Below are 20,105 nucleotides of genomic sequence, written 5' to 3' on the forward strand. Positions count from 1 at the left end.
AATTGCATTTGTAAGCGCTTTCTATATGAGGTCGGACATTAGTTTGTTTGAAACTACAAAAAGCGGTTTAAAGAATAGGGGGATTTTCATGGAGTCAATTGTGAATTGGTTGAATGGTATCGTTTGGAGTACGGCATTGGTTTATCTTTTTTTAGGAGTAGGATTATTCTATTCTATTGTAACCCGTTTTGTTCAGGTAAGGTCTATAAAGGATATGGTGAAATTATCGTTTCAAGGGGGAAGTTCAAAGTCTGGTATATCCTCCTTTCAAGCGTTATCTATGTCATTAGGTAGCCGAGTTGGGACTGGAAATATTGCCGGTGTAGCCACCGCTATTGCATTTGGAGGTCCAGGTGCTGTTTTTTGGATGTGGTTTATGGCAATCTTAGGAGGTGCAACTTCATTTATAGAAATAACACTAACTCAGGTGTATAAAAGTAAGTTAGACGGAGAGTATCGTGGAGGTGTACCTTTCTATATTGATAAAGGTTTAAGGAAAAAGTGGTTTGCTCTAATTTTCGCTATTATTACAATGATGGTAATGGGGCTACTTTGGCCGGGTGTACAAGCGAACACAATCGCACTTGCAATGGATAATGCATTTGGTGTACAGCCTGTAATTACTGGAAGTTTTTTGGTTGTTGTTCTTGCTGCAATAATTTTTGGTGGTGTTAAGCGAATTGCTAAAGCTGCTGAAATAGTAGTACCGATTATGGCTATTATTTATATTTTAGCATGTACAGTGATATTGCTCTTAAACATTTCTCAAATACCAGGTGTTATTTCTCTTATTTTTTCAAGTGCTTTTGGTGCAAATGCTGCTTTTGGTGGGTTAATTGGTTCAGCTATTACTTGGGGTGTTCAGAGGGGAGCTTTTTCAAATGCTGCAGGTATAGGTAGTGAAACATTTGAATCTGGTGCTGCAGAAGTATCTCATCCAGCTAAACAAGGGTTGGTTCAATCCTTTTCCGTTTATTTAGATACCTTATTTATTTGCTCTGCGACTGCATTTATGATTCTTCTGACTGGTATGTATGATGTGAAGCCAGGGGGCCAAGCACCTATAACAAATAATCTTGGTAATGTAGAACCATCATCATACACTCAACTAGCAGTAGATTCAATTCTACCAGGCTTTGGAGCTTCTTTTCTTGCTATTGCTCTTCTATTCTTTTGTTTTACTACTCTTATGTCGTATTACTATAAGGCAGAGACGAGCCTTGCTTTTATAAATCGAAATCGAGCAAAGAAACTAATGTGGCCTAAACATGTATTAAAGGTAGTCCTATTAGCAATGGTTTTCTTTGGGAGTGTAGCAACTGCAGGACTAGTGTGGGCTATGGGTGACTTAGGTATGGGAAGTATGGCCTGGTTGAACTTCGTTGCAATCTTATTTCTCACAAAACCAGCATTAAAGGTATTAAAGGATTATGAAAAACAGAAAAAAGAAGGAAAAGATCCTGTTTTTAATCCTACAACACTAGGGATAAAAGGTGCAGACTTTTGGGAAAATAAATATACTGAAGATTCGCCGAATTCGGAATATATAGTGAAGGAAAGTAAATCTAATAATATAGAAATGTAAATTAATTTAGAAAAAAGTGTTTTTTAACAAAAGCTATAGAAATTCAAAGAGTTATTGAATTTACGAAAAATAAATGGTTGAAGATTTTGAGCAGACGCTTTTTTGGAATTCTGCTTTTGGGGTTATATTTTAAGATTACTAGGGATATACAGTATGCCTATTTAGGAACTACTGATCTAAGGTAGTGTTAAATATTTCGGAAGATATGTTTTACACACTGTCCAATGAACAACTTCAAGGTCTAATGTATCTTTAGATTAATCGATATTTAAATTTTCCTAATATTCCGATGGACAACTAATGAAGAGGTGAAAGTAATGATCTTACAAAAAGCAGATATTGAATCAGTTTTAGTTAGCAATAGTACAACTCAAAAAATGTATATCAATGGAGAATGGGTATTTAGTGAATCCAATCAAACGAGAGAAATTACTAACCCTGCGAATGGGCAAATAATTGGATTAGTTACTGAGGGTTCAGTAGAAGATGCTAGGAAAGCAGTGGAAGCAGCAAAAAAGGCGTTTTATGTAGATGGTTGGATGAACAGTAGAGCTAGAGAGCGTTCAGAACTACTTCTTAAAGTTGCAAATAAATTAGAAGAAAGAAAAGAAGAGTTTGCTTATTTGGATACATTGAATAATGGAAAAACATTAAGAGAGTCATTGGAAGACGTTGGAGACGCTGTAAACCAATTACGATATTATGCTGGGTTAGCAACAAAGCCACATGGCCAAACCTATGACGTACCAGATGACATTCAAGCGATGGTAGTCCGTGAACCGATCGGCGTTGTTGGCATTATCGTTCCATGGAACTACCCATTAGTAATGGCAAACCAAAAAATTGCAGCTGCCCTTGCAGCAGGATGCTCTGTGATAGTGAAACCTGCTCAACAAACACCACTATCAGTCATTCGTTTATTTGAGATTATTGATGAAGTAGGATTTCCACCTGGTGTTGTGAACCTGGTGTTGGGCTCTGGTAGAAAGGTAGGAGCTGAATTAGTATCAAACCCTGATGTAGATAAGATTTCCTTTACTGGTGGTACTGATACGGGTATTGGGCTAATGAAATCAGCAGCCGATACGGTGAAAAAGATTAGTTTAGAGTTAGGTGGAAAATCTCCTAATATCGTTTTTGCTGATGCCGATTTTGAATCAGCGGTTGATTACGCATTGTTTGCTATCTTTGCAAATCAAGGACAAGTATGTTCAGCGGGCTCCCGTCTAGTATTAGAAGAAAGTTTATATGAAAAGTTTGTCCCTGAATTAGTTAAGCGAGCTAAGAAGATCAAAATAGGACCAGGTTGGGAAGATGGTATTGAAATGGGACCACTAGTTTCTGAAGATCATATGAACACGGTTCTAGACTATATTGAGATTGGAAAAAACGAGGGAGCTACCTTGCTTTGTGGAGGTAACCGAATTGTTGAGGGTGACTTTGAGAAAGGTTATTTTGTAGAGCCAACAATTTTTGGAGATACGACACCTAATATGAGAATTGTTCAGGAAGAGATTTTTGGTCCAGTATTAGTCATTCAAACCTTCAAAACAGAAGAAGAAGCTATTGAATTAGCAAATGGTACAGTTTTTGGTTTGGCTGGGGCTGTATTCACAAATGACGGAGCGAAAGCGCATCGAGTTATTCGTCAATTGCGTGCTGGAATTACGTGGATCAATACGTATCACCCAACGTTTAATGAAGCACCTTGGGGCGGGTACAAACAAAGTGGAATTGGCAGGGACTTGGGGACATATGGGTTTGAGGAGTATCTAGAAGTGAAGCAAATTAACGTAAACCTTAAAGTAGAACCATCGGGATTTTTTGAAGGGAATTAATGATATGAGAAGTTTTGATGTTATTGTCATTGGAGCCGGTGTAATTGGATCAAGCGTTGCCTATCATTTGGCAAAAAAAGGACTTGAGGTTGCACTAATCGAAAAAGGCGGCGTTGCATCAGGTACTTCTAGCAGATGTGATGCAGTAGCGTTAATTTGTGATAAAAAACCTGGAATTGATACAGAAATCGGTTTTGCAAGTATTCAACTTTTTAAACAATTAGCCAAAGAATTTTCAGTTGACTTTGAATTTGCTTCACGAGGAAGTCTATATGTCTGTGAAACAGAGAAAGAATTAGAAATTGCCAGAGGGTATGTTAATCAACAGTCAGAAGATGGCTATGATATGAGAATGGTTGACAGACATGAATTGCAACAAATCGAACCGTATTTAGCTGATGATTTAGCCGGTGGAATATGGACTGAAGTAGATTCTTCGATGAATCCTTATAAGTTATGTTATGCGTTTGTTGAAGAAGGAAAAAAGCTAGGCTTAAAAGTTTACGATTATCACTCAGTACAGGACATTACACGTGATATTCAAGGGCGAGTTGAGAGTGTTGTAACAGACCAAGGCACCTTTAAAACGAAAAGGATTGTTAACTGTGCCGGTGTATGGTCACCAAAACTAGCTGAAATGGTAGGAGTTCATATTCCTATTAAACCTAGAAAAGGAATGGTTTTAATTTCTGAGAGAACTCCTTTAAAGGTGGCGAGTCAAAAAGTTCATGAATTTGGATACATGTTATCAAAATTCGAAGATATTAGTTTTAAAAGAGATGTTAGTGAATTAGTTGAAAAACATAATGTCGCTTTTACAATTGAACCCACGGATGCAAATAATTTTCTAGTCGGAGGACATAGGGAATTTAGGGGGTTTGATATAAGCTCTGAAGTTGATGTTATGCGTGCAATAGCTGAGAGAGCAATTCGCTTCTTGCCGGTCTTAAAAGATATTAACTGTATAAGAGCTTATGCTGGAGTAAGGCCTTGGGTTGAAGACCACCTCCCAATTGTCTCAGAAGTGGAAGAAGTACCTGGATTCTTTATCGCTAGTGGTCATGAAGGGGATGGCATTAGTATGTCGCCTATCACTGGAAGAATGGTGGCTCAGCTCATTACAGGAGAGCCAACGGACTTTAACATCGATAAATTGAATTTTTCTAGATACAAGAAAAACTCAGCTGTAAGCATTTGAAACTTATCAATGTAAATAAAAATTAAAATAGTAGGTTAATAATAGGAGGAATAAATGATGAGTATTATACCAAAAGGACTTGTTGTACCATTAATCACGCCATTCCATGATGATGAAACCATTGATTTTCAGGCTTATAAGAAAGTAATTGATTTTCAAATCGAAAGTGGAATCCATGGTCTTCTAGTTGGAGGAACAACAGGAGAATACCATGTTATGTCATTAGAGGAACGTAAAGCTTTAATCAAGGCTGGTTGTGAATATGCCGCTGGAAGAGTACCTGTTATGGCAGGTGTCGGATGTTCTACTGCAAAGGAAACAATCGAACTTGCCAATTATGCTGCAGATTGTGGCGCTAAATGGGGACTCGTTCTACCTCCTTATTATCATAAGACAAGTAATGAAGGAATTCTTGAATTTTACAAGGAAGTAGCTGCAAAATCAAATGTCGGAATTGTCATTTATAATTATCCGGGAGCAACGAACGTTAGCATTTCTCCTGAAATGATTTATGAGTTAAGCCAGGAAGAAAACATTGTAAGTGTTAAAGAATCTGCAGATTTTGGTCATCTATGTGAGGTTGTGGCTTTAACAAAGGATGTTGAAAACTTTTCTGTATTTACCGGTGAAGAACACTTTATCCTTCCTACTTTCACTATTGGTGGACAGGGTGCTTTTGGAATCCTCATCAATTTGCTTCCTAAGGAAATGGTCAAGCTTTACGAACTGGTAGCTGAGAAGAACGATTTCAAGGCTGCGCGTGAACTGAATCATAAATTATCAGGCATTTATGGCTTAATGGAGGCGGAAGGCAATCCTTATCCAGGTCCAGTAAAAGCAGGCTTGGACATGATTGGAATTAAAGGAGGAAAAGTGAGAAAACCTTTAACACAACCGAATGACGAGATAAAAGCAATGATTAAAGAGCAATTGATAAAGTTAGGATATGAAGTTGAATCACTAAATAAATCTATTATTTCTGGGTGAAAATAATAAAAAATTAATATGATTATTAGTTTCAGAGAATACAGATGTATTCTCTGAAACTATAAGGAGGAGTTAACATTGAGCTCTAAAGTATTGACCAATGACCGTGAATACGGCTATTTAGGAAATGAAAAAGAAAGAAATATTATTACGATGAAAAAAGGTCAGTACGTAGCAGGATATTCTGTTGGGATCCTTTATTTAGATGAATGCTGGTACCCTGTTTTACCCGGAAATGTTGCCAATTTAAGCACCTATGATTTTCCTGTGAGGCTAAAAGTAGTGCCAAATTGCAATCAAGAAAGAATTCATACGGGTGATCCTACTTTATTGGATGAAATTATAAAAGCTGCAAAAGAGTTTGAAGCGGAAGGAGCACGTGCCATCTGCGCAGCTTGTGGATTTTTTGGTAATTTCCAAGATAAAGTTGCAGCAGCTGTCGATATTCCAGTATTTCTTTCAAGTGTTGTTCAAGTTCCTTGGATTAAAACAGGTTTAAAACCTCATCAAAAAATTGGTATGTTAACAGCAGATGCTCATGGAATTACTCCTGATTTATTTAAAAGTTGTGGAATAGAGGATCCAAGTATTTGTGTAGTCAGAGATTTAGGGAGGTTACCTGAATTTTCGGCCATCATTGAAAGTAGAGGATCGTTTGATAATGAAAAGGTAAGAAAAGAAGTAGTTGATGCAGCTATCAAGATGGTCGATGAGAATCCTGACATTGGAGCAATTCTATTAGAATGCAGTGATTTACCACCGTATGCAGCTGATATTCAAAGAGCTGTTAAACTCCCGGTATTTGATTTCCTTACTATGATTAGATGGGCTCATTATGCTACTAGCCAGAAACCTTATTATGGCTTTATCTAAAAATATAAAGTTAAAACGTAGCATGAAATTATATAAGCATCGTCGGGTTTAATCGTATTCGCTGATGTGCTACTCTCTACGCCCTGAGACGTCTACCGTTCTCGTCTGCGTAAAAATAGTTGGTTGCACATCTATTTTACACAGATTGAATGTTGGTGTCTCTTTATTTTATTCATACGGAAAGCTTTAATGGAGACGTAAATCTATAGAGTTTAAATTCCTAGTTCCTCACATCGTGATAAAGAGGCAAAAGTAGCAGACTTAATAAAATCTAGTTCATTCTAATAGTAATGGAGGGAAAATTCCATGTCTGGAGATCAAACCGTAATATGTAGATGTGAAGAAGTAACGATGAGTGAAATTCAAGAAACGGTTAATCGTTATAAATGTTCGTCACGTGAGGTGAAGCTTAGAACACGTGCGGGAATGGGACCATGTGGAGGGCGTACTTGTCGCGGTATGATCGATCGATTGGTTGAGCAAATGGGTGGACCGTCTGTTACAAAAGAAGTGTCACTAAGTTATAGACCTCCTGTCCGTCCTATATCTTTTGGCGTATTGGGAGGAGAGACAAAATGAAATCAATGAGGGTTAATCATCATCCAATTCTTGGGGATATTGAAAAACAACAGATGGTTAAGATATATTTTGACAGCCAACAATATGAAGCTTTTAAAGGAGATACGATTGCATCTGCCTTGCTTGCAACTGGAGTTCGGACCCTTCGTGTTCATGAGGATAAGGAGACACCGCGTGGAATTTATTGCAATATTGGTCATTGCTTTGAATGTCGCGTAAGAGTGAACGGAATAAATACGGTTCGTGCTTGTTTAACTCCTGTGGAAGATAATATGGTCATTGAATCTGGTAAATCATTTGCCAGCTCTTCTCACAAAGGAGGCCAGCTATGATTGATCTAGTGATTGTAGGTGCCGGTCCTGCTGGGTTAGCTGCAGCGATTTCTGCTGCAGAAAATGGATTAGAAGTGTATGTACTAGATGAGTTTGTAAAGCCTGGAGGACGGTTATTGGGACAGTTGCATGAAGAGCCTGATGGTAAGTGGGAGAATGGAATTGTCGAGGCGCAAAAACTCTACGATTGTGCCACTGGACTTGGGGTAAATATCCAATGCGGAGTCTCGGTGTATGATTTAAAACAATTGGACAATGGGTGGTGTGTCTATACGACTAATCAAACATTTGAGTCTAAATGTTTATTACTTGCTACAGGGGCATCGGAAACTCCTATTCCTATTCCAGGTTGGACTCTTCCAGGAGTCATGTCAATTGGTGCAGCTCAAGTAATGGGCAATGTACATCGTGTAAAGCCAGGAGAAAAAGGGATCATTATTGGTGTTAATGTTCTCTCAGTAGCTATTGCGAGGGAGCTCCAACTATGTGGGGTACATATTGAGAGTATATTGCTTCCTAAGCCGAGTCTTGTATCAGGGGATGCTTCTAAACCTGAGGCAATGATGGAATCACTTTTGAGACTATCCCATTTAGCCCCTTCGCCTTTAATACGGTTTGGTGGGAAGTGGGTAAGCCCGAAACTTGGTACACTTTTGTATCCTAAAAATGGATTTAAGATGTGGGATATTCCTATTCAATTACGAAAGTCAGCTCTTGAAATACTGGGAGATAAACAAGTGGAAGGTGTGCGTATTGCTGAAATTTCTGCAGCAGGAGAGATTATTCCTGGAAAGGAAAAAGTAGTATCTGCTGATTTTGTATGTATTGCTGGGGGACTTACACCTATGTCTGAGCTTGCGGCTGTTGCTGGTTGTTCGTTCTGCTATATCCCAGAACTTGGTGGTCATATTCCTTTACATAACGATTATATGGAAACGAATGTAACTGGGTTATATGTTGCAGGTAATATTACGGGGGTGGAAAGTGCTAAGGTAGCAAGGGCCCAAGGAACAGTAGCTGGTCTAACGGTTGCACGTGAACTTAATGCTTTACAGGGAAAAGCTGATGAAATTATTAATACAGCTATTGCCGAGGTTATCAAGATAAGACGCAATGCGCTTATCCAATTCCAGCCAGGCATTGAAGAAGCGCGTATGGAACTCTACCAAAAATTTGATGAACAAGTTGGAATAAGAACCCATATCTAACGTTCAAAACTAACTCGCAGCCTAGTCTATAGATGAAAAATGTATGGAGGGTTTTTAAAATGAAGGTATTAGTCATTGTAGCACATCCGAACATTGAGAAATCAAGTGTCAATAGAACATGGTTAGGAGAAATAAAGAAGCATCTAAATATTACTGTTCATGAACTTTACAAACAATATCCAGATGAAAAAATAGATATTGAAAGAGAGCAAAAGTTATGTGAAGAACATGACCGGATTGTTTGGCAATTCCCTTTTTATTGGTATAGCTCTCCTCCGCTTCTTAAAAAGTGGCAGGATGAAGTACTTACACACGGCTGGGCCTTTGGGTCAAGCGGAAATAAGCTGCACAATAAAGAACTTATTTTAGCAGTGTCAACTGGAAGTGCCAAGGAAAGATATCAAGCTGGCGGACGTAATAATTATTCTATGAGTGAGCTTTTAAAACCATTCCAAGCAACTAGTAATTTAATAGGTACTAAATTCTTACCAGCTTTTGTATTCAATGGAGTATATACATCAATAGAAGAAGAAATAAAAGAAAGTGCAGAAGCTTATGTGAATTATATTCTTGCTAAGGATCATTTTGAGTCAACGAACAATGGTTCTATCTGAATTTGGCAATAAAACAACGGATGTTTCCAGGTATTAAGGAGATATCCGTTGTTTTTATGGCGAAGTAGACATGTTACCAACCAATTTAAATTTACTCCAAAGTGTTCATTATTTCTGTTTAGTACTTAACAGTGTGTCTAATGAAGTGAAAGAAACGAATGCTTATACTTGAGGTACCAATCTAACCGAAACACTAATTTTTAGTTAGGGAAGATTACAAAACATGTTTATATTAAAAAATACTTTATTTTGGGAGGAAGATTGAAATGATTATTGGTGTACCTAGAGAAATTAAAAATAATGAAAACCGTGTAGCTCTTACACCAGCTGGATTAGTTACTCTTATAAACGCTGGTCATAAAGTATTAGTTGAAAAAGATGCTGGGACTGGTAGTGGCTTTACAAATGAGGATTATGTTAGTGTTGGTGCAGAGATTATCGAAAGTGCTAAAGATGTATGGTCTAAAGCTGAAATGATTATGAAAGTAAAAGAACCCCTTCCAAGTGAATATAGTTATTTCCGTGAAAGGTTAATTCTGTTTACTTACTTACACTTAGCTGCTGAACCAGCCTTAGCTCAAGCACTTAAGGACAAAGGAGTTACCGCAATCGCATATGAAACAGTAGAGGTAAATCGCACTCTTCCTCTCCTTACTCCAATGAGTGAGGTAGCAGGTCGTATGGCTGCTCAAATTGGTTCTCAATTCTTACAAAAATCAAATGGTGGTAAAGGTATCCTTCTTGCGGGTGTTCCTGGTGTCAGTCGCGGTAAAGTGACCATCATTGGTGGAGGGGTTGTAGGCACGAACGCAGCGAAAATAGCAATCGGTTTAGGAGCTGATGTCACCATCATTGATTTAAGTGCTGAGCGATTACGCCAATTAGATGATATCTTTGGGAACCAAATTAAAACATTAATGTCCAATCCATTAAACATAGCGGAAGCTGTAGCAGAAGCTGATCTTTTAATTGGTGCCGTACTAATTCCTGGTGCAAAAGCTCCTAAACTGGTAACTGAAGAAATGATAACCGCTATGAAACCTGGTTCAGTGGTTGTAGATGTAGCGATTGACCAAGGTGGTATTGTCGAAACAGTTGATCGTATTACAACACATGATAACCCAATATATAAAAAACACGATGTTGTACATTACGCCGTGGCAAACATGCCAGGAGCGGTTCCAAGAACATCAACGATCGCCTTAACAAATGTTACGGTTCCTTACGCATTACAGATTGCTAACAAAGGAGTTTTCCAAGCGATTTCTGATAACAAATCTTTAAAACTTGGATTAAACGTAGCAAATGGTGAAATTACCTACGAAGCTGTCGCAAAGGACCTTGGCTATCATTTTGTTTCACCGGAAAAGATTTTTGAGAAGGAACTTACAGTGTATTAAGATAGTTATTAAAACAATATTTTTATTTCAAATTGTAACAGGGCAGCTGAATGATTTATTGCTGCCCTATTTACATTTTATAAATGTTTTTATCAGCTATCTTATTATCTTTGAATTTACTACTGTATCGGTTGCAGGGTGTACTGATTTTATAATCACTTTTCTAGGCTTTGACCAGGATTTCGCTTGATAAATGATGTTGTCTCTAGGAATTTTTCGTTGTAATTTTCATTCGAATGAAAATAGTATAGTCTATTGTCTTTCAGATTTAGATGCTGAGCCAATGTCTTAGAATTAACCAATTTTTTCATAGAAATCTCTAAAGACCAATTTATCCGTATCAGAGGAAAGAGAACCTCTATTATTAGATAATTTAATGTGATTGAAATCAATTATAAGAACCCTTTCTGTTGCTTATTGGTGGACTTTAACCTTATCAGAAATGGGTTCTTTTTTCATTTATTTGATGAACACTCAAAATCATAGTAAGGTGGTAGATAAGCATTATTAGGCAATCAAAGAAATTCTATGAATAATTCAGGTTAAATCTATTTCTGTTTCCGTACTTAGTGAGGAAGTATTTTTTGAAAATAAAAAAAATATTGACTATTTGAGATTCATATTATAGTATTTTATTGAAATCGATCATAGAAAATAAATGGTAATTTTTTTCGATTTCTAGGTATTGTTCTATATGTGAGAGGTATCAAGAATAATTAGCAACTTGTACAGACAGACCAGTCTGTACAAGTTCGAGGCTCCAAAGTCGGTTACCTTAACATTACTCACTACCGAAAACCGTATCAGGGAAAACCCAGGTGTTGTAAATTGAGGGGATTTCCCTCAATTTACGACATGAATCACTCAGAGGAGGTGGATTTGTAACCGTTTACTCACAAAAAAATTTAAAGGTGGGACGTGTATGGCAATTTATAATCGTAAAGAGGGTCAAGAACAACCATATTGGGCGTTAGGACCATTTAAAATCAGGCTACCATTTGTCCATTATCGTTGGGAGAAGCCAGAGTTTATTCAAGCGCTTATTATGTTTATAGTAAGTTTAGGAATGATTCCTTTATTACAAGAATTTCTAGGGTTGCCCTATCAGGTAGCTTTAGCTTATACGTTTATTGGTGGTTTTGCCTTCATGTTGCCTTCTTTCCTTGGTGTTGCCATGGTACCTGGATGGATCACACCAGCAATACCCGTTGTCTTGTTGTATTTAGGGAACTTTGAACCAGGTCCAGAAGCAATACAAGCACTTTTTGCTTTACAGTTTTTAGTCTTTCTAATTTTCTTTGTGCTTGGGATTACAAAATTAGGGGAAAAACTAGTTAATCTAGTTCCTAATTCATTAAAAGCTGGGATTTTAATGGGGGCTGGGATTGCGGCTCTTATGGGGGAAATTTCAACAGGTGGACGCTTAATGAATACACCTATTTCTCTTATAATAGGTAGTTTGGTAGCTTTCTACCTATTATTCTCTTTATCTTTCAAAATTTTAGTAAATAAAAATAATATAGCAAAAAACATTGCAAACTACGGCCTTGTCCCGGCCATGGTTATTGCCATGCTCATTGGGTGGTCAATGAGTGAATATCCCGTTCCAAACATTGAGTGGGGAATTACCAATCCGGCATTTGGTGAAATGTGGAGCTACTTACCATTTGCAGTCGGGTTTCCAGGGCTTGATTTCTTCTTAATGGCTGTACCAACAGCAATCATTGCTTACATTATTGCCTTTGGAGATATTATCGTCGGAAAAACACTTCTTCAAAGTGCTGATGAAGTAAGGAAAGATGAGAAAATTGATTCAGATGTGAGTCGAGTGCATGTAGTCACAGCTATTCGTAATTTAATTCATGCATTTTTTGCACCATACCCAGGTCTTGCGGGTCCTCTTTGGACACCAATTCAAGCAACGGTCGTCGAACGCTATAAGTATGGCCGTAAAGCTATGGATTCCATTCACAGTGGAATGGGGACATTCTGGATTGCTGGATTTTTAGCTTTGTTTATTTTACCACTTGTTAGTATGTTCCAACCGGTGTTACCAATTGCTTTATCGCTAACACTTATTATCACGGGTTATGTGTGTGTTAGCCTGGGGATTGAACAAGTCACTACAACCATAGAGCGTGGGGTAGCAGGTATTATGGCAATTGTATTAGCCGTTCACGGAGCTACTTATGGGTTAATTGCGGGAATTGTACTTTATTTCCTCATTGAGAAAACAACTTTATTCAAACAGAAAGAACAAAGGATAGAGGAAGAGAAGGAAGATCTAGCAGGTTAATGTAAAAGCTAGTAGATGAAAGAAGTGGAGAATATGTTTTTTAATGAACAGATGAACAAGAAATAAACCAAAAGATGGTCCACGATTTTGCGAAAAATGAAGTTGAGCTAACGGCTGAGGTTTGTGATGAAGAAGATTGGTTTGACGGGGAAATCTTTAAGAAGATGGGGGAACTAGGGCTAACGAGGATTCCGTGCCAGAAGAGATGGGGGATTAGAGCTGGTCAAGCCCCCCAAAAATAGACACAGATAAATACGACATCAAACTGCCTTTTTGTAAACTGAATAATAACTTTTAGGAGAAACGAGCCCAAGTTTATACTGGGTTCGTTTTTCGTTGTAATATCGAATAAAGCTTTTTAGATCATCTTTAAAAGTATTTAATTTAAGATAGAAACAAGGGAACTCCGTTTTTAGATGTGAAAAAAAGCTCTCTATAACAGCGTTATCCCAACAGTTAGCTTTACGTGACATGCTCGGTGTGAACTTTAGGTTCTGGCCTAACTTATAGTGATCAAAGGATCTGTAGACAATCCCTTGACCACTATGATCTGAACGCCTTCAAGCGACTTCAGTTATCTTTTTTACGAGCTACTTCAACTGTAGCTTTAATAAGCTCCTGGTTAGGACTGGAGCTTATTTCAAATGCAATGACTTCACGGTTAAATAAATCAATTATTGCTGAAATATAAAACTTTTCATTTTTAATCTGAATTTCTGTCATATCAGTTATTCATTTATGATTGGGATGACTCGCATAACAGTTTCCTCAGCAACGTTTTTCAAGTCATTAAATTCCTAACAAGTGCTTCTTGCTCTTCCTTTGAATATACGAATTTTTAGGTGGGGAAAATATTAGCTTTTGCGTAGTAGGTGATGGTAGTTACTTAATGTTTGATTCTGTAATAGAAGAACTGGTCAAAGGTCAGAAAACCATATACAATATGTATGATGGAATGGAGGAAGGAAAATGACTGGAAAATCAGTTCGAGATAGAATTATTGAAACTGCCTTATTTCTTTTTGAAAAAAATGGGTACCATGCAGTAGGTGTTAACAAAATTATCGAGGAGAGCGGTACTTCTAAAGGAGGGTTCTACCACAACTTTAAGTCAAAGGACGAGTTGCTATATATCATTCATGATACCTTTATTACCTATGCTGTAGATAAAGCTCAAGAAGCCTATTTAAATTGGGATACCCCAATTGAACGTCTCTATCATATTGTTAAATCGTTTGCAAGGGTGTTCTATTTATATAAACCTCATACGACTGTATTTTATCAAGAAAGTGTTTATCTATCTTCGGAATATTATAAAGCAATCAAAATAAAACGCGACAAATATAGAGATATAATATTTAAAGTCATTCAGGAGGGAATAAATTCGGGTCAGTTTCTACCCAATTTACCTGTACCTATCATTGGTATGTCTATTTTTGGTATGGTGAATTGGACGTATAAATGGTACCGACCTGATGGAAGTTACGCTATCGAAGAAATTGCGGATGTTTACGCCGACTATGTTTTAAGGGGGATAATGACAGATGAGGCAAAAAAAAATTACAAGTTTTTTTCCCGTTTTTTCTCTTCGGAATAAAGTGTAGATGACTAAAAATGAAGTTGTTGTTTTTGATAATTACATTCGGATCCACTTCGATTACATATCATGAGCCACCTCTTATTTTAAAAAATGAAAAGTCTAGAATGTGTCTTGAATAGAGCCTTTAGAGGCATGATTTCTCTCGAAAGCCGACCCCACTAATGTGTTTTGGAGAGGTGAACTAGCCTATCATGCCTCTTACTCCATATAAAAACGTTGTTCTAACTGGAAATGGAGTGACTCAATTTAATATGAACAAATATAATTGTTGAGGCGATAATATGGTCATACTTGATTAAAACACATAGGGGTCTTTGTTCGTATGAAATTTCGAAAATTAAAAATTTGATTGACTATTTAAGATTCGTATTATAGAATTATAGTTGAAATCTCAAATCGAAAAAATAAACGTAGTTTTTTTGATTTTTAGATTGTTCTATATGTAAGCGGAATCAAGAGTATTAAGTTATTCTTGTGAACCTTACAGACGGACTGGTCTGTCTGTATTTAACAGTAAAATAATCTGTAAATTATTCCTAATTAAATTCTAGATTTAATATTCACGTTATTTAATTATTAACGAGAGAACTTTTTTTCTATGTATGAGGGGATGTTTATAAATCTCACAGACAGACCGGTCTGTTCTTGTTTTAACAGTAAAATAATCGGCAATTATTCCTAATTAAAGTTCAGATTTAATATTCATGTTATTCAACTATTAAAGAGAGAACTTGTATTAGAGGATGTTTGTAAATTTGCACAGACAGACCGGTCTGTACAAACGAGAAATAGTCAACATGTTAATTACTCAACTTTCGGACCTTGAAAATTGACCTTTGTGTATGTTAGCAAAGCTTTAAGGTCTACTAACTCCGTAGCTTGACAAGTGTTTTAAAACAAGAAAAACATCTCGTTTTGGGATAGCTAGTGGGTCAACGTACACAACATTTGATTAAGTTATTTAATTGTCTAGGTGTCATTAATACCTTTTAGGAGAAGAGATATGATTAAACTAAAGACTCAAGACTTATTAAAAGTATATGAGAAGGCAATTGAAATGAATCTAGAAAGAGATTTTATTGAAATTCTAGAATTGGAATTGCATAGAAGAGGTGTAATAAATCTATATTTAAACTCTAACTAATTTGGTCTGTCAAAGTTGAGTTATTTACAATAAATATTTTCTTTATGTTGAGAGGAGTTGGAGAAATGATTTCGCTATTGAATTTTATCGTGTTCCTACTTGTAACCGGATATGCATTCTATTTATTTGCCCATCTAGTCTACAGCAGGATTATTTTCATCAAATTAGGTAAGAAATCGAATCTTAAAGAGGATACCAAAATCCGATTGACTGAGTTTTTGGTCAACGTATTCGGGCAGAAAAAGGTGTTTAAAGATCCTAAAAGTGGCGTAATGCATGTGATTATGTTTTATGGTTTTATCATTTTGCAATTTGGAGCCATCGAGCTCATCATTAAAGGATTTGTAAAAGGTTTTGAATATCCAATCGGAGAGGCCCACAAGTTTTTTAGTTTAAGTCAAGAGATTACTGCTTTCCTGATATTAATTGCTGTTTTCTATGCCTTTTATCGTCGTTATATCGAAAAGTTAAAGAGACTGAAGCGCGGATTCAAGTCCGGTTTGGTTATCATATTCTTAACCGTATTAATGCTATCCGTTTTTCTAACCCTAGCTTTTGAACATTTATGGATGGGTTATGAAGGGTTTATCTCTTATGCGCCGTTCTCCACGGTCATTGCCGGATGGTTTGCGGGAATGAATCAAGAGACAGCAGCCGTTCTTTTCTATATTTTCTGGTGGGTGCATTTGTTGACTTTATTAAGTTTCTTAGTGTATGTCCCACAGTCTAAGCACGCACACTTGCTATTTGCACCGGTAAACGTTTATTTGCGGGATACCAAGCCAGTCGGGAAATTAACATCGATTGATTTTGAAGATGAAACACAAGAAAGCTATGGAGTAGGAAGGATTGAAGATTTTCGACAAAATCAGTTGATAGATTTATATGCCTGCGTAGAATGCGGACGCTGCACCAATATGTGTCCTGCATCAGGAACGGGAAAAACCTTGTCCCCGATGGATTTAATTGTCAAAATGCGGGATCATTTGTCAGAAAAGGGAGCGGCGATTACATCTCGTACCCCATGGTTACCTTCGTTTGGGTTTAGCATCAATGGAATGAATTCATTCGCCGCGGAGGCGGTTGAACAAGAAGCTGCTGCAGCCATAGAAATGACTAGTCTCATTGGAGATGTGATTACGGAGGAGGAACTGTGGGCATGTACGACTTGCCGGAATTGTGAAGATCAGTGTCCGGTGGCCAATGAGCATGTCGAAAAAATTATAGATATGAGACGATATTTAGTTTTGACAGAAGGTAACATGCCGCATGAAGCAGCTCGTTATTTTCAAAATATTGAGCGCCAAAACAATCCTTGGGGGATAAATAGGAAAGAGCGTATCAAGTGGCGGGAAGAAAGCGATGATATTGAAGTGCCAACGGTTCATGAAGCGGAAGATTTTGAATATCTGTTGTGGGTAGGATCGATGGGCTCGTTTGATAAGCGTAGCCAGAAGATCGTCAAATCGTTTGCCAAGATCATGAATGTGGCAGGCGTGAAGTTTGCTATTTTGGGCAATGAGGAGCGAAACTCCGGGGATACGGCACGCCGGATGGGGAATGATTTTTTATTCCAGCAATTGTGCCAAGAAAACATTGCCAACTTCCACGCTTACGAAGTGAAGAAGATCGTCACGATCGACCCTCACGCATACAACACTTTCAAGCATGAATATCCTGAATTTGGTTTGGAAGCAGAAGTATATCATCATACAGAACTCATTTGGAAGTTCATTCGAGAGGGGCATATTAAGCCGATCAAGGAATTTCCGGAAGACATTGCTTATCATGATTCATGCTACTTAGGACGGTATAACGATATTTTTGATATCCCACGTGAGATTCTGAAAGCCATTCCGGGAGTGAAAGTGCTTGAGATGGAGCGTAATCGAGAGGATGCCATGTGCTGCGGAGCCGGCGGCGGAATGATGTGGATGGAGGAAAGGCAAGGAAAACGCGTAAATGTTGAACGTACGGAACAAGCTCTTCGATTAAATCCAACAATTATCGGTAGTAACTGCCCGTATTGCATGACGATGATGAATGATGGGGTTAAAGCCAAGGAAGTAGAGGAAAAAGTACAGACGATGGATATCACTGAGATAGTGGAAAGGTCTCTTTAATACCAGATAATGAAAGGTATGAAATGGATAATGTCACATTATTTTGATCCAATCAGTCGTATATATGAAGAATGGCTTGTAAGCCATAAGGGAGGTGACGAAAGAGAGGAATCTATGAGGGGAATCGTCTTTAGTACTTAATGAAGGAGTGAAAAAAGAAATGGTTATAGAAAAATTGATGGTTATTGGTGCCGGGCAAATGGGGAGTGGAATTGCACAAGTTGCTGCTCAATCTGGGCTTCGGGTAATTTTATATGATCTTCAATCGGAATGGATCGAAAAAGGACTAAGTATGATCCAAACAAACCTAGCTCGTGATGTGGAGAAAGGAAGAAAATCAGCGGAGGAAATGGAGGTTATTTTAGGAAGGATTGCACCTTCCACTTCGTTATCCGATGGAAAAGATGCTGATTTTGTTGTGGAAGCAGTTGTTGAAAACTTACAGGTGAAACAGGATATCATGCGCCAGTTAGACAGGATTTGCCCTCCACATACGATCTTGGCAAGTAATACCTCTTCATTGCCGATCACGGAAATCGCTTCTGCGACCAATCGTCCTGAGCGGGTGATTGGAATGCACTTCATGAATCCGGTACCGGTGATGAAATTGGTAGAGGTCATTCGAGGATTAGCTACATCGGATGAGGTATATTCCATAGTTGATGAGCTATCTAGTAAAATGGGGAAAATTCCAATGGAAGTCAATGATTTTCCGGGATTTGTCTCTAATCGTATTCTTTTACCGATGGTCAATGAAGCCATTTATTGCGTCTATGAGGGGGTAGCTGCTCCGGAGTCTGTTGACGAAATCATGAAGTTGGGAATGAATCACCCGATGGGACCGCTAGCATTGGCTGACTTCATCGGCCTTGATACATGCTTGTCCATCATGGAGGTACTGCATAATGGATTAGGTGATTCGAAATATCGCCCTTGCCCTCTGTTACGTAAGTATGTAAAGGCGGGTTGGCTTGGCCGGAAGACAGGCAGGGGATTTTACGTTTACGACTAAGGAAGCTTCTTATTGTACCCCATCCATATGTGATTTTCGCTTGTCCTGGGGAGGAAAACCTGATTCATCCCAGATGGCCTGTTTGACGGGGGTATATTTCCCCGAAATGAATGATCGATAAAACAAATTAAAGGTTAAAGAGGAGTGGAAAAGTATGAATTTCCTATTGTCAGAGGAATACAAAATGATGCGCAAAATGGTTAGGGAGTTTGCTTTGAACGAAGTGGAACCGACTGCAGCGGAACGGGATGAAGAAGAAAGGTGGGATATGAACATATGGAAAAAAATGTCTGAACTAGGGTTAACAGGAATTCCTTGGCCGGAAGAGTACGGTGGAGCGGGAGCCGATTACTTAAGCTATGTATTGGCTGTAGAGGAATTATCCAGAGTGGATGCGTCTGTCGGCGTAACGCTTTCTGCCCACTGCTCTCTGGCAGGATGGCCGATTTATAAATTTGGCACGGAAGAACAGAAACAAAAGTATCTGCGAGGGATGGCGGAAGGAAAATGGATGGGGGCTTACTGCTTAACAGAACCTGGTTCTGGTTCTGATGCTGTGGAAATGAAGACAACAGCTGTATTACAAAACGATGAATGGATTCTTAACGGATCAAAGATCTTTATTACCAACGGTGGTTATGCAGATATTTATATTGTGTTTGCCCAGACGAATCCCGAATTAAAGCATAAAGGAATTGCTGCATTTATTGTGGAAAAGGGGTTCCCTGGATTAGCTATCGGTAAAAAGGAAAAGAAAATGGGCATTCGTTCTTCCGCTACAACGGAAGTAATCCTAGAAGATTGCCGTGTTCCGAAAGAAAATTTACTCGGCCAAGTTGGTGAAGGATTTAAAATTGCGATGCGGACGCTGGACGGAGGAAGAAATGGGATTGCAGCCCAAGCTCTAGGAATTGCCCAAGGCGCCCTTGACCATGCTGTTGCCTATTCAAAGGAACGTGTTCAGTTCGGTAAACCGATCTCGAAGCTCCAAGCGATTCAATTCAAGCTGGCGGATATGGCTACCAAGATTGAGGCAGCTAGATTGCTAACTTACCAGGCAGCTTGGCGCGAAGATCAGGAGATGTCCTACGGTCTACAGTCCGCCATGTCAAAACTTTTTGCGGGTGATATTGCCATGGAGGTAACGGTAGAGGCGGTACAAGTCTTTGGCGGATATGGTTACACGAGAGAATATCCTGTTGAACGCTATATGCGTGATGCGAAAATCACGCAAATTTATGAAGGAACCAATGAGATTCAGCGTCTCGTTATTGGTGGGTATCTCCTCAAAGATTAGTAGTGTTTAGATAGTGCGAT

Annotated in this window: 18 protein-coding genes and 2 pseudogenes; 17 read left to right on the plus strand and 3 right to left on the minus strand. The window is 38.2% G+C overall.

The features are described from left to right. Positions 1–88: 88 nt before the first annotated feature. The 10 genes from LDX58_RS15050 (at position 89) to ald (ending at position 10,614) form a co-directional block, all read left to right on the plus strand. The gene (locus tag LDX58_RS15050) at positions 89–1,585 is read left to right on the plus strand and encodes an alanine/glycine:cation symporter family protein (RefSeq protein ID WP_227937645.1); all 1,497 of its coding nucleotides are present in this window, start codon (positions 89–91) and stop codon (positions 1,583–1,585) included. Between the two features lie 317 nt (positions 1,586–1,902). Continuing rightward, a complete protein-coding gene (locus LDX58_RS15055; protein ID WP_227937646.1) occupies positions 1,903–3,423 on the plus strand; it encodes an aldehyde dehydrogenase family protein in 1,521 nt (506 codons plus the stop codon). Between the two features lie 4 nt (positions 3,424–3,427). Beyond that, the gene (locus LDX58_RS15060) at positions 3,428–4,621 is read left to right on the plus strand and encodes an NAD(P)/FAD-dependent oxidoreductase (protein ID WP_227937647.1); all 1,194 of its coding nucleotides are present in this window, start codon (positions 3,428–3,430) and stop codon (positions 4,619–4,621) included. Between the two features lie 57 nt (positions 4,622–4,678). Beyond that, positions 4,679–5,608: a 4-hydroxy-tetrahydrodipicolinate synthase gene (dapA, locus tag LDX58_RS15065; RefSeq protein WP_227937648.1), complete on the plus strand. Its 930-nt coding sequence runs from the start codon at positions 4,679–4,681 to the stop codon at positions 5,606–5,608. Between the two features lie 78 nt (positions 5,609–5,686). After that, complete coding sequence (locus LDX58_RS15070; RefSeq protein ID WP_227937649.1) at positions 5,687–6,481, plus strand: aspartate/glutamate racemase family protein; 795 nt, start codon at positions 5,687–5,689, stop codon at positions 6,479–6,481. Positions 6,482–6,787: 306 nt separating this feature from the next. Next, positions 6,788–7,060, plus strand: a complete 273-nt coding sequence (locus tag LDX58_RS15075; RefSeq protein ID WP_227937650.1) for a (2Fe-2S)-binding protein — start codon at positions 6,788–6,790, stop codon at positions 7,058–7,060. Further along, positions 7,057–7,392: a (2Fe-2S)-binding protein gene (locus tag LDX58_RS15080; RefSeq protein ID WP_227937651.1), complete on the plus strand. Its 336-nt coding sequence runs from the start codon at positions 7,057–7,059 to the stop codon at positions 7,390–7,392. The genes LDX58_RS15075 and LDX58_RS15080 overlap by 4 nt, the downstream gene beginning before the upstream one ends. Continuing rightward, complete coding sequence (locus tag LDX58_RS15085) at positions 7,389–8,600, plus strand: NAD(P)/FAD-dependent oxidoreductase (RefSeq protein WP_227937652.1); 1,212 nt, start codon at positions 7,389–7,391, stop codon at positions 8,598–8,600. The genes LDX58_RS15080 and LDX58_RS15085 overlap by 4 nt, the downstream gene beginning before the upstream one ends. A gap of 59 nt (positions 8,601–8,659) precedes the next feature. Further along, positions 8,660–9,214 (plus strand): NAD(P)H-dependent oxidoreductase, encoded by a 555-nt coding sequence (locus LDX58_RS15090; protein ID WP_227937653.1) that lies wholly within the window; start codon positions 8,660–8,662, stop codon positions 9,212–9,214. Between the two features lie 266 nt (positions 9,215–9,480). Further along, the gene (gene ald, locus LDX58_RS15095; protein WP_227937654.1) at positions 9,481–10,614 is read left to right on the plus strand and encodes an alanine dehydrogenase; all 1,134 of its coding nucleotides are present in this window, start codon (positions 9,481–9,483) and stop codon (positions 10,612–10,614) included. A 224-nt stretch (positions 10,615–10,838) separates the two neighbouring features. On the opposite strand, the pseudogene LDX58_RS15100 reads toward ald, so the two are convergent. After that, a pseudogene (locus LDX58_RS15100) lies at positions 10,839–11,010 on the minus strand (IS1380 family transposase); the annotation flags it as partial. 526 nt (positions 11,011–11,536) lie between these two features. Between LDX58_RS15100 and LDX58_RS15105 the strand changes: the two are divergent. Next, positions 11,537–12,910, plus strand: a complete 1,374-nt coding sequence (locus LDX58_RS15105; protein ID WP_227937655.1) for a solute carrier family 23 protein — start codon at positions 11,537–11,539, stop codon at positions 12,908–12,910. Positions 12,911–12,969: 59 nt separating this feature from the next. Continuing rightward, positions 12,970–13,152, plus strand: a pseudogene (locus tag LDX58_RS15110) (acyl-CoA dehydrogenase family protein); the annotation flags it as partial. 18 nt (positions 13,153–13,170) lie between these two features. Here the strand turns inward: LDX58_RS15110 and LDX58_RS26740 are convergent. Further along, entirely contained in the window at positions 13,171–13,383 is a 213-nt protein-coding gene (locus tag LDX58_RS26740) for an IS3 family transposase (RefSeq protein WP_227937656.1), read from the minus strand. Between the two features lie 97 nt (positions 13,384–13,480). Continuing rightward, on the minus strand, positions 13,481–13,633 hold the full coding sequence (locus LDX58_RS15120; RefSeq protein ID WP_227937657.1) for a hypothetical protein: 153 nt from the start codon (positions 13,631–13,633) through the stop codon (positions 13,481–13,483). Positions 13,634–13,879: 246 nt separating this feature from the next. On the opposite strand from LDX58_RS15120, the gene LDX58_RS15125 reads away from it, so the two are divergent. The 5 genes from LDX58_RS15125 (at position 13,880) to LDX58_RS15145 (ending at position 20,085) form a co-directional block, all read left to right on the plus strand. Further along, positions 13,880–14,506, plus strand: coding sequence for a TetR/AcrR family transcriptional regulator (locus LDX58_RS15125; RefSeq protein WP_227937658.1), 627 nt, complete (start codon positions 13,880–13,882; stop codon positions 14,504–14,506). Positions 14,507–15,512: 1,006 nt separating this feature from the next. Continuing rightward, complete coding sequence (gene sda / locus LDX58_RS15130; RefSeq protein ID WP_227937659.1) at positions 15,513–15,653, plus strand: sporulation histidine kinase inhibitor Sda; 141 nt, start codon at positions 15,513–15,515, stop codon at positions 15,651–15,653. A gap of 65 nt (positions 15,654–15,718) precedes the next feature. Continuing rightward, positions 15,719–17,776 (plus strand): (Fe-S)-binding protein, encoded by a 2,058-nt coding sequence (locus tag LDX58_RS15135; protein WP_227937660.1) that lies wholly within the window; start codon positions 15,719–15,721, stop codon positions 17,774–17,776. A 160-nt stretch (positions 17,777–17,936) separates the two neighbouring features. Beyond that, positions 17,937–18,788 (plus strand): 3-hydroxybutyryl-CoA dehydrogenase, encoded by an 852-nt coding sequence (locus LDX58_RS15140; protein WP_227937661.1) that lies wholly within the window; start codon positions 17,937–17,939, stop codon positions 18,786–18,788. 154 nt (positions 18,789–18,942) lie between these two features. Next, entirely contained in the window at positions 18,943–20,085 is a 1,143-nt protein-coding gene (locus tag LDX58_RS15145; RefSeq protein ID WP_227937662.1) for an acyl-CoA dehydrogenase, read from the plus strand. Positions 20,086–20,105: the final 20 nt, after the last annotated feature.

It is taken from the genome of Alkalihalobacillus deserti (assembly GCF_020734105.1).
In the GTDB taxonomy this organism is placed as follows: Bacteria; Bacillota; Bacilli; order Bacillales; family Bacillaceae_D; genus Halalkalibacter; species Halalkalibacter deserti.

What these genes read in the sequence shown, in the direction of transcription:
- ald (WP_227937654.1), top strand. Translation starts at nt 9,481, where the DNA reads ATGATTATTGGTGTACCTAGAGAAATTAAAAATAATGAAAACCGTGTA.
- LDX58_RS15145 (WP_227937662.1), top strand. Translation starts at nt 18,943, where the DNA reads ATGAATTTCCTATTGTCAGAGGAATACAAAATGATGCGCAAAATGGTT.
- LDX58_RS15120 (WP_227937657.1), bottom strand. Translation starts at nt 13,633, where the DNA reads ATGACAGAAATTCAGATTAAAAATGAAAAGTTTTATATTTCAGCAATA.
- LDX58_RS15125 (WP_227937658.1), top strand. Translation starts at nt 13,880, where the DNA reads ATGACTGGAAAATCAGTTCGAGATAGAATTATTGAAACTGCCTTATTT.
- LDX58_RS15080 (WP_227937651.1), top strand. Translation starts at nt 7,057, where the DNA reads ATGAAATCAATGAGGGTTAATCATCATCCAATTCTTGGGGATATTGAA.
- LDX58_RS15085 (WP_227937652.1), top strand. Translation starts at nt 7,389, where the DNA reads ATGATTGATCTAGTGATTGTAGGTGCCGGTCCTGCTGGGTTAGCTGCA.
- LDX58_RS15090 (WP_227937653.1), top strand. Translation starts at nt 8,660, where the DNA reads ATGAAGGTATTAGTCATTGTAGCACATCCGAACATTGAGAAATCAAGT.
- LDX58_RS15055 (WP_227937646.1), top strand. Translation starts at nt 1,903, where the DNA reads ATGATCTTACAAAAAGCAGATATTGAATCAGTTTTAGTTAGCAATAGT.
- LDX58_RS15135 (WP_227937660.1), top strand. Translation starts at nt 15,719, where the DNA reads ATGATTTCGCTATTGAATTTTATCGTGTTCCTACTTGTAACCGGATAT.
- LDX58_RS15105 (WP_227937655.1), top strand. Translation starts at nt 11,537, where the DNA reads ATGGCAATTTATAATCGTAAAGAGGGTCAAGAACAACCATATTGGGCG.
- LDX58_RS15075 (WP_227937650.1), top strand. Translation starts at nt 6,788, where the DNA reads ATGTCTGGAGATCAAACCGTAATATGTAGATGTGAAGAAGTAACGATG.
- LDX58_RS26740 (WP_227937656.1), bottom strand. Translation starts at nt 13,383, where the DNA reads ATGTCACGTAAAGCTAACTGTTGGGATAACGCTGTTATAGAGAGCTTT.
- LDX58_RS15060 (WP_227937647.1), top strand. Translation starts at nt 3,428, where the DNA reads ATGAGAAGTTTTGATGTTATTGTCATTGGAGCCGGTGTAATTGGATCA.
- dapA (WP_227937648.1), top strand. Translation starts at nt 4,679, where the DNA reads ATGAGTATTATACCAAAAGGACTTGTTGTACCATTAATCACGCCATTC.
- sda (WP_227937659.1), top strand. Translation starts at nt 15,513, where the DNA reads ATGATTAAACTAAAGACTCAAGACTTATTAAAAGTATATGAGAAGGCA.
- LDX58_RS15050 (WP_227937645.1), top strand. Translation starts at nt 89, where the DNA reads ATGGAGTCAATTGTGAATTGGTTGAATGGTATCGTTTGGAGTACGGCA.
- LDX58_RS15140 (WP_227937661.1), top strand. Translation starts at nt 17,937, where the DNA reads ATGGTTATAGAAAAATTGATGGTTATTGGTGCCGGGCAAATGGGGAGT.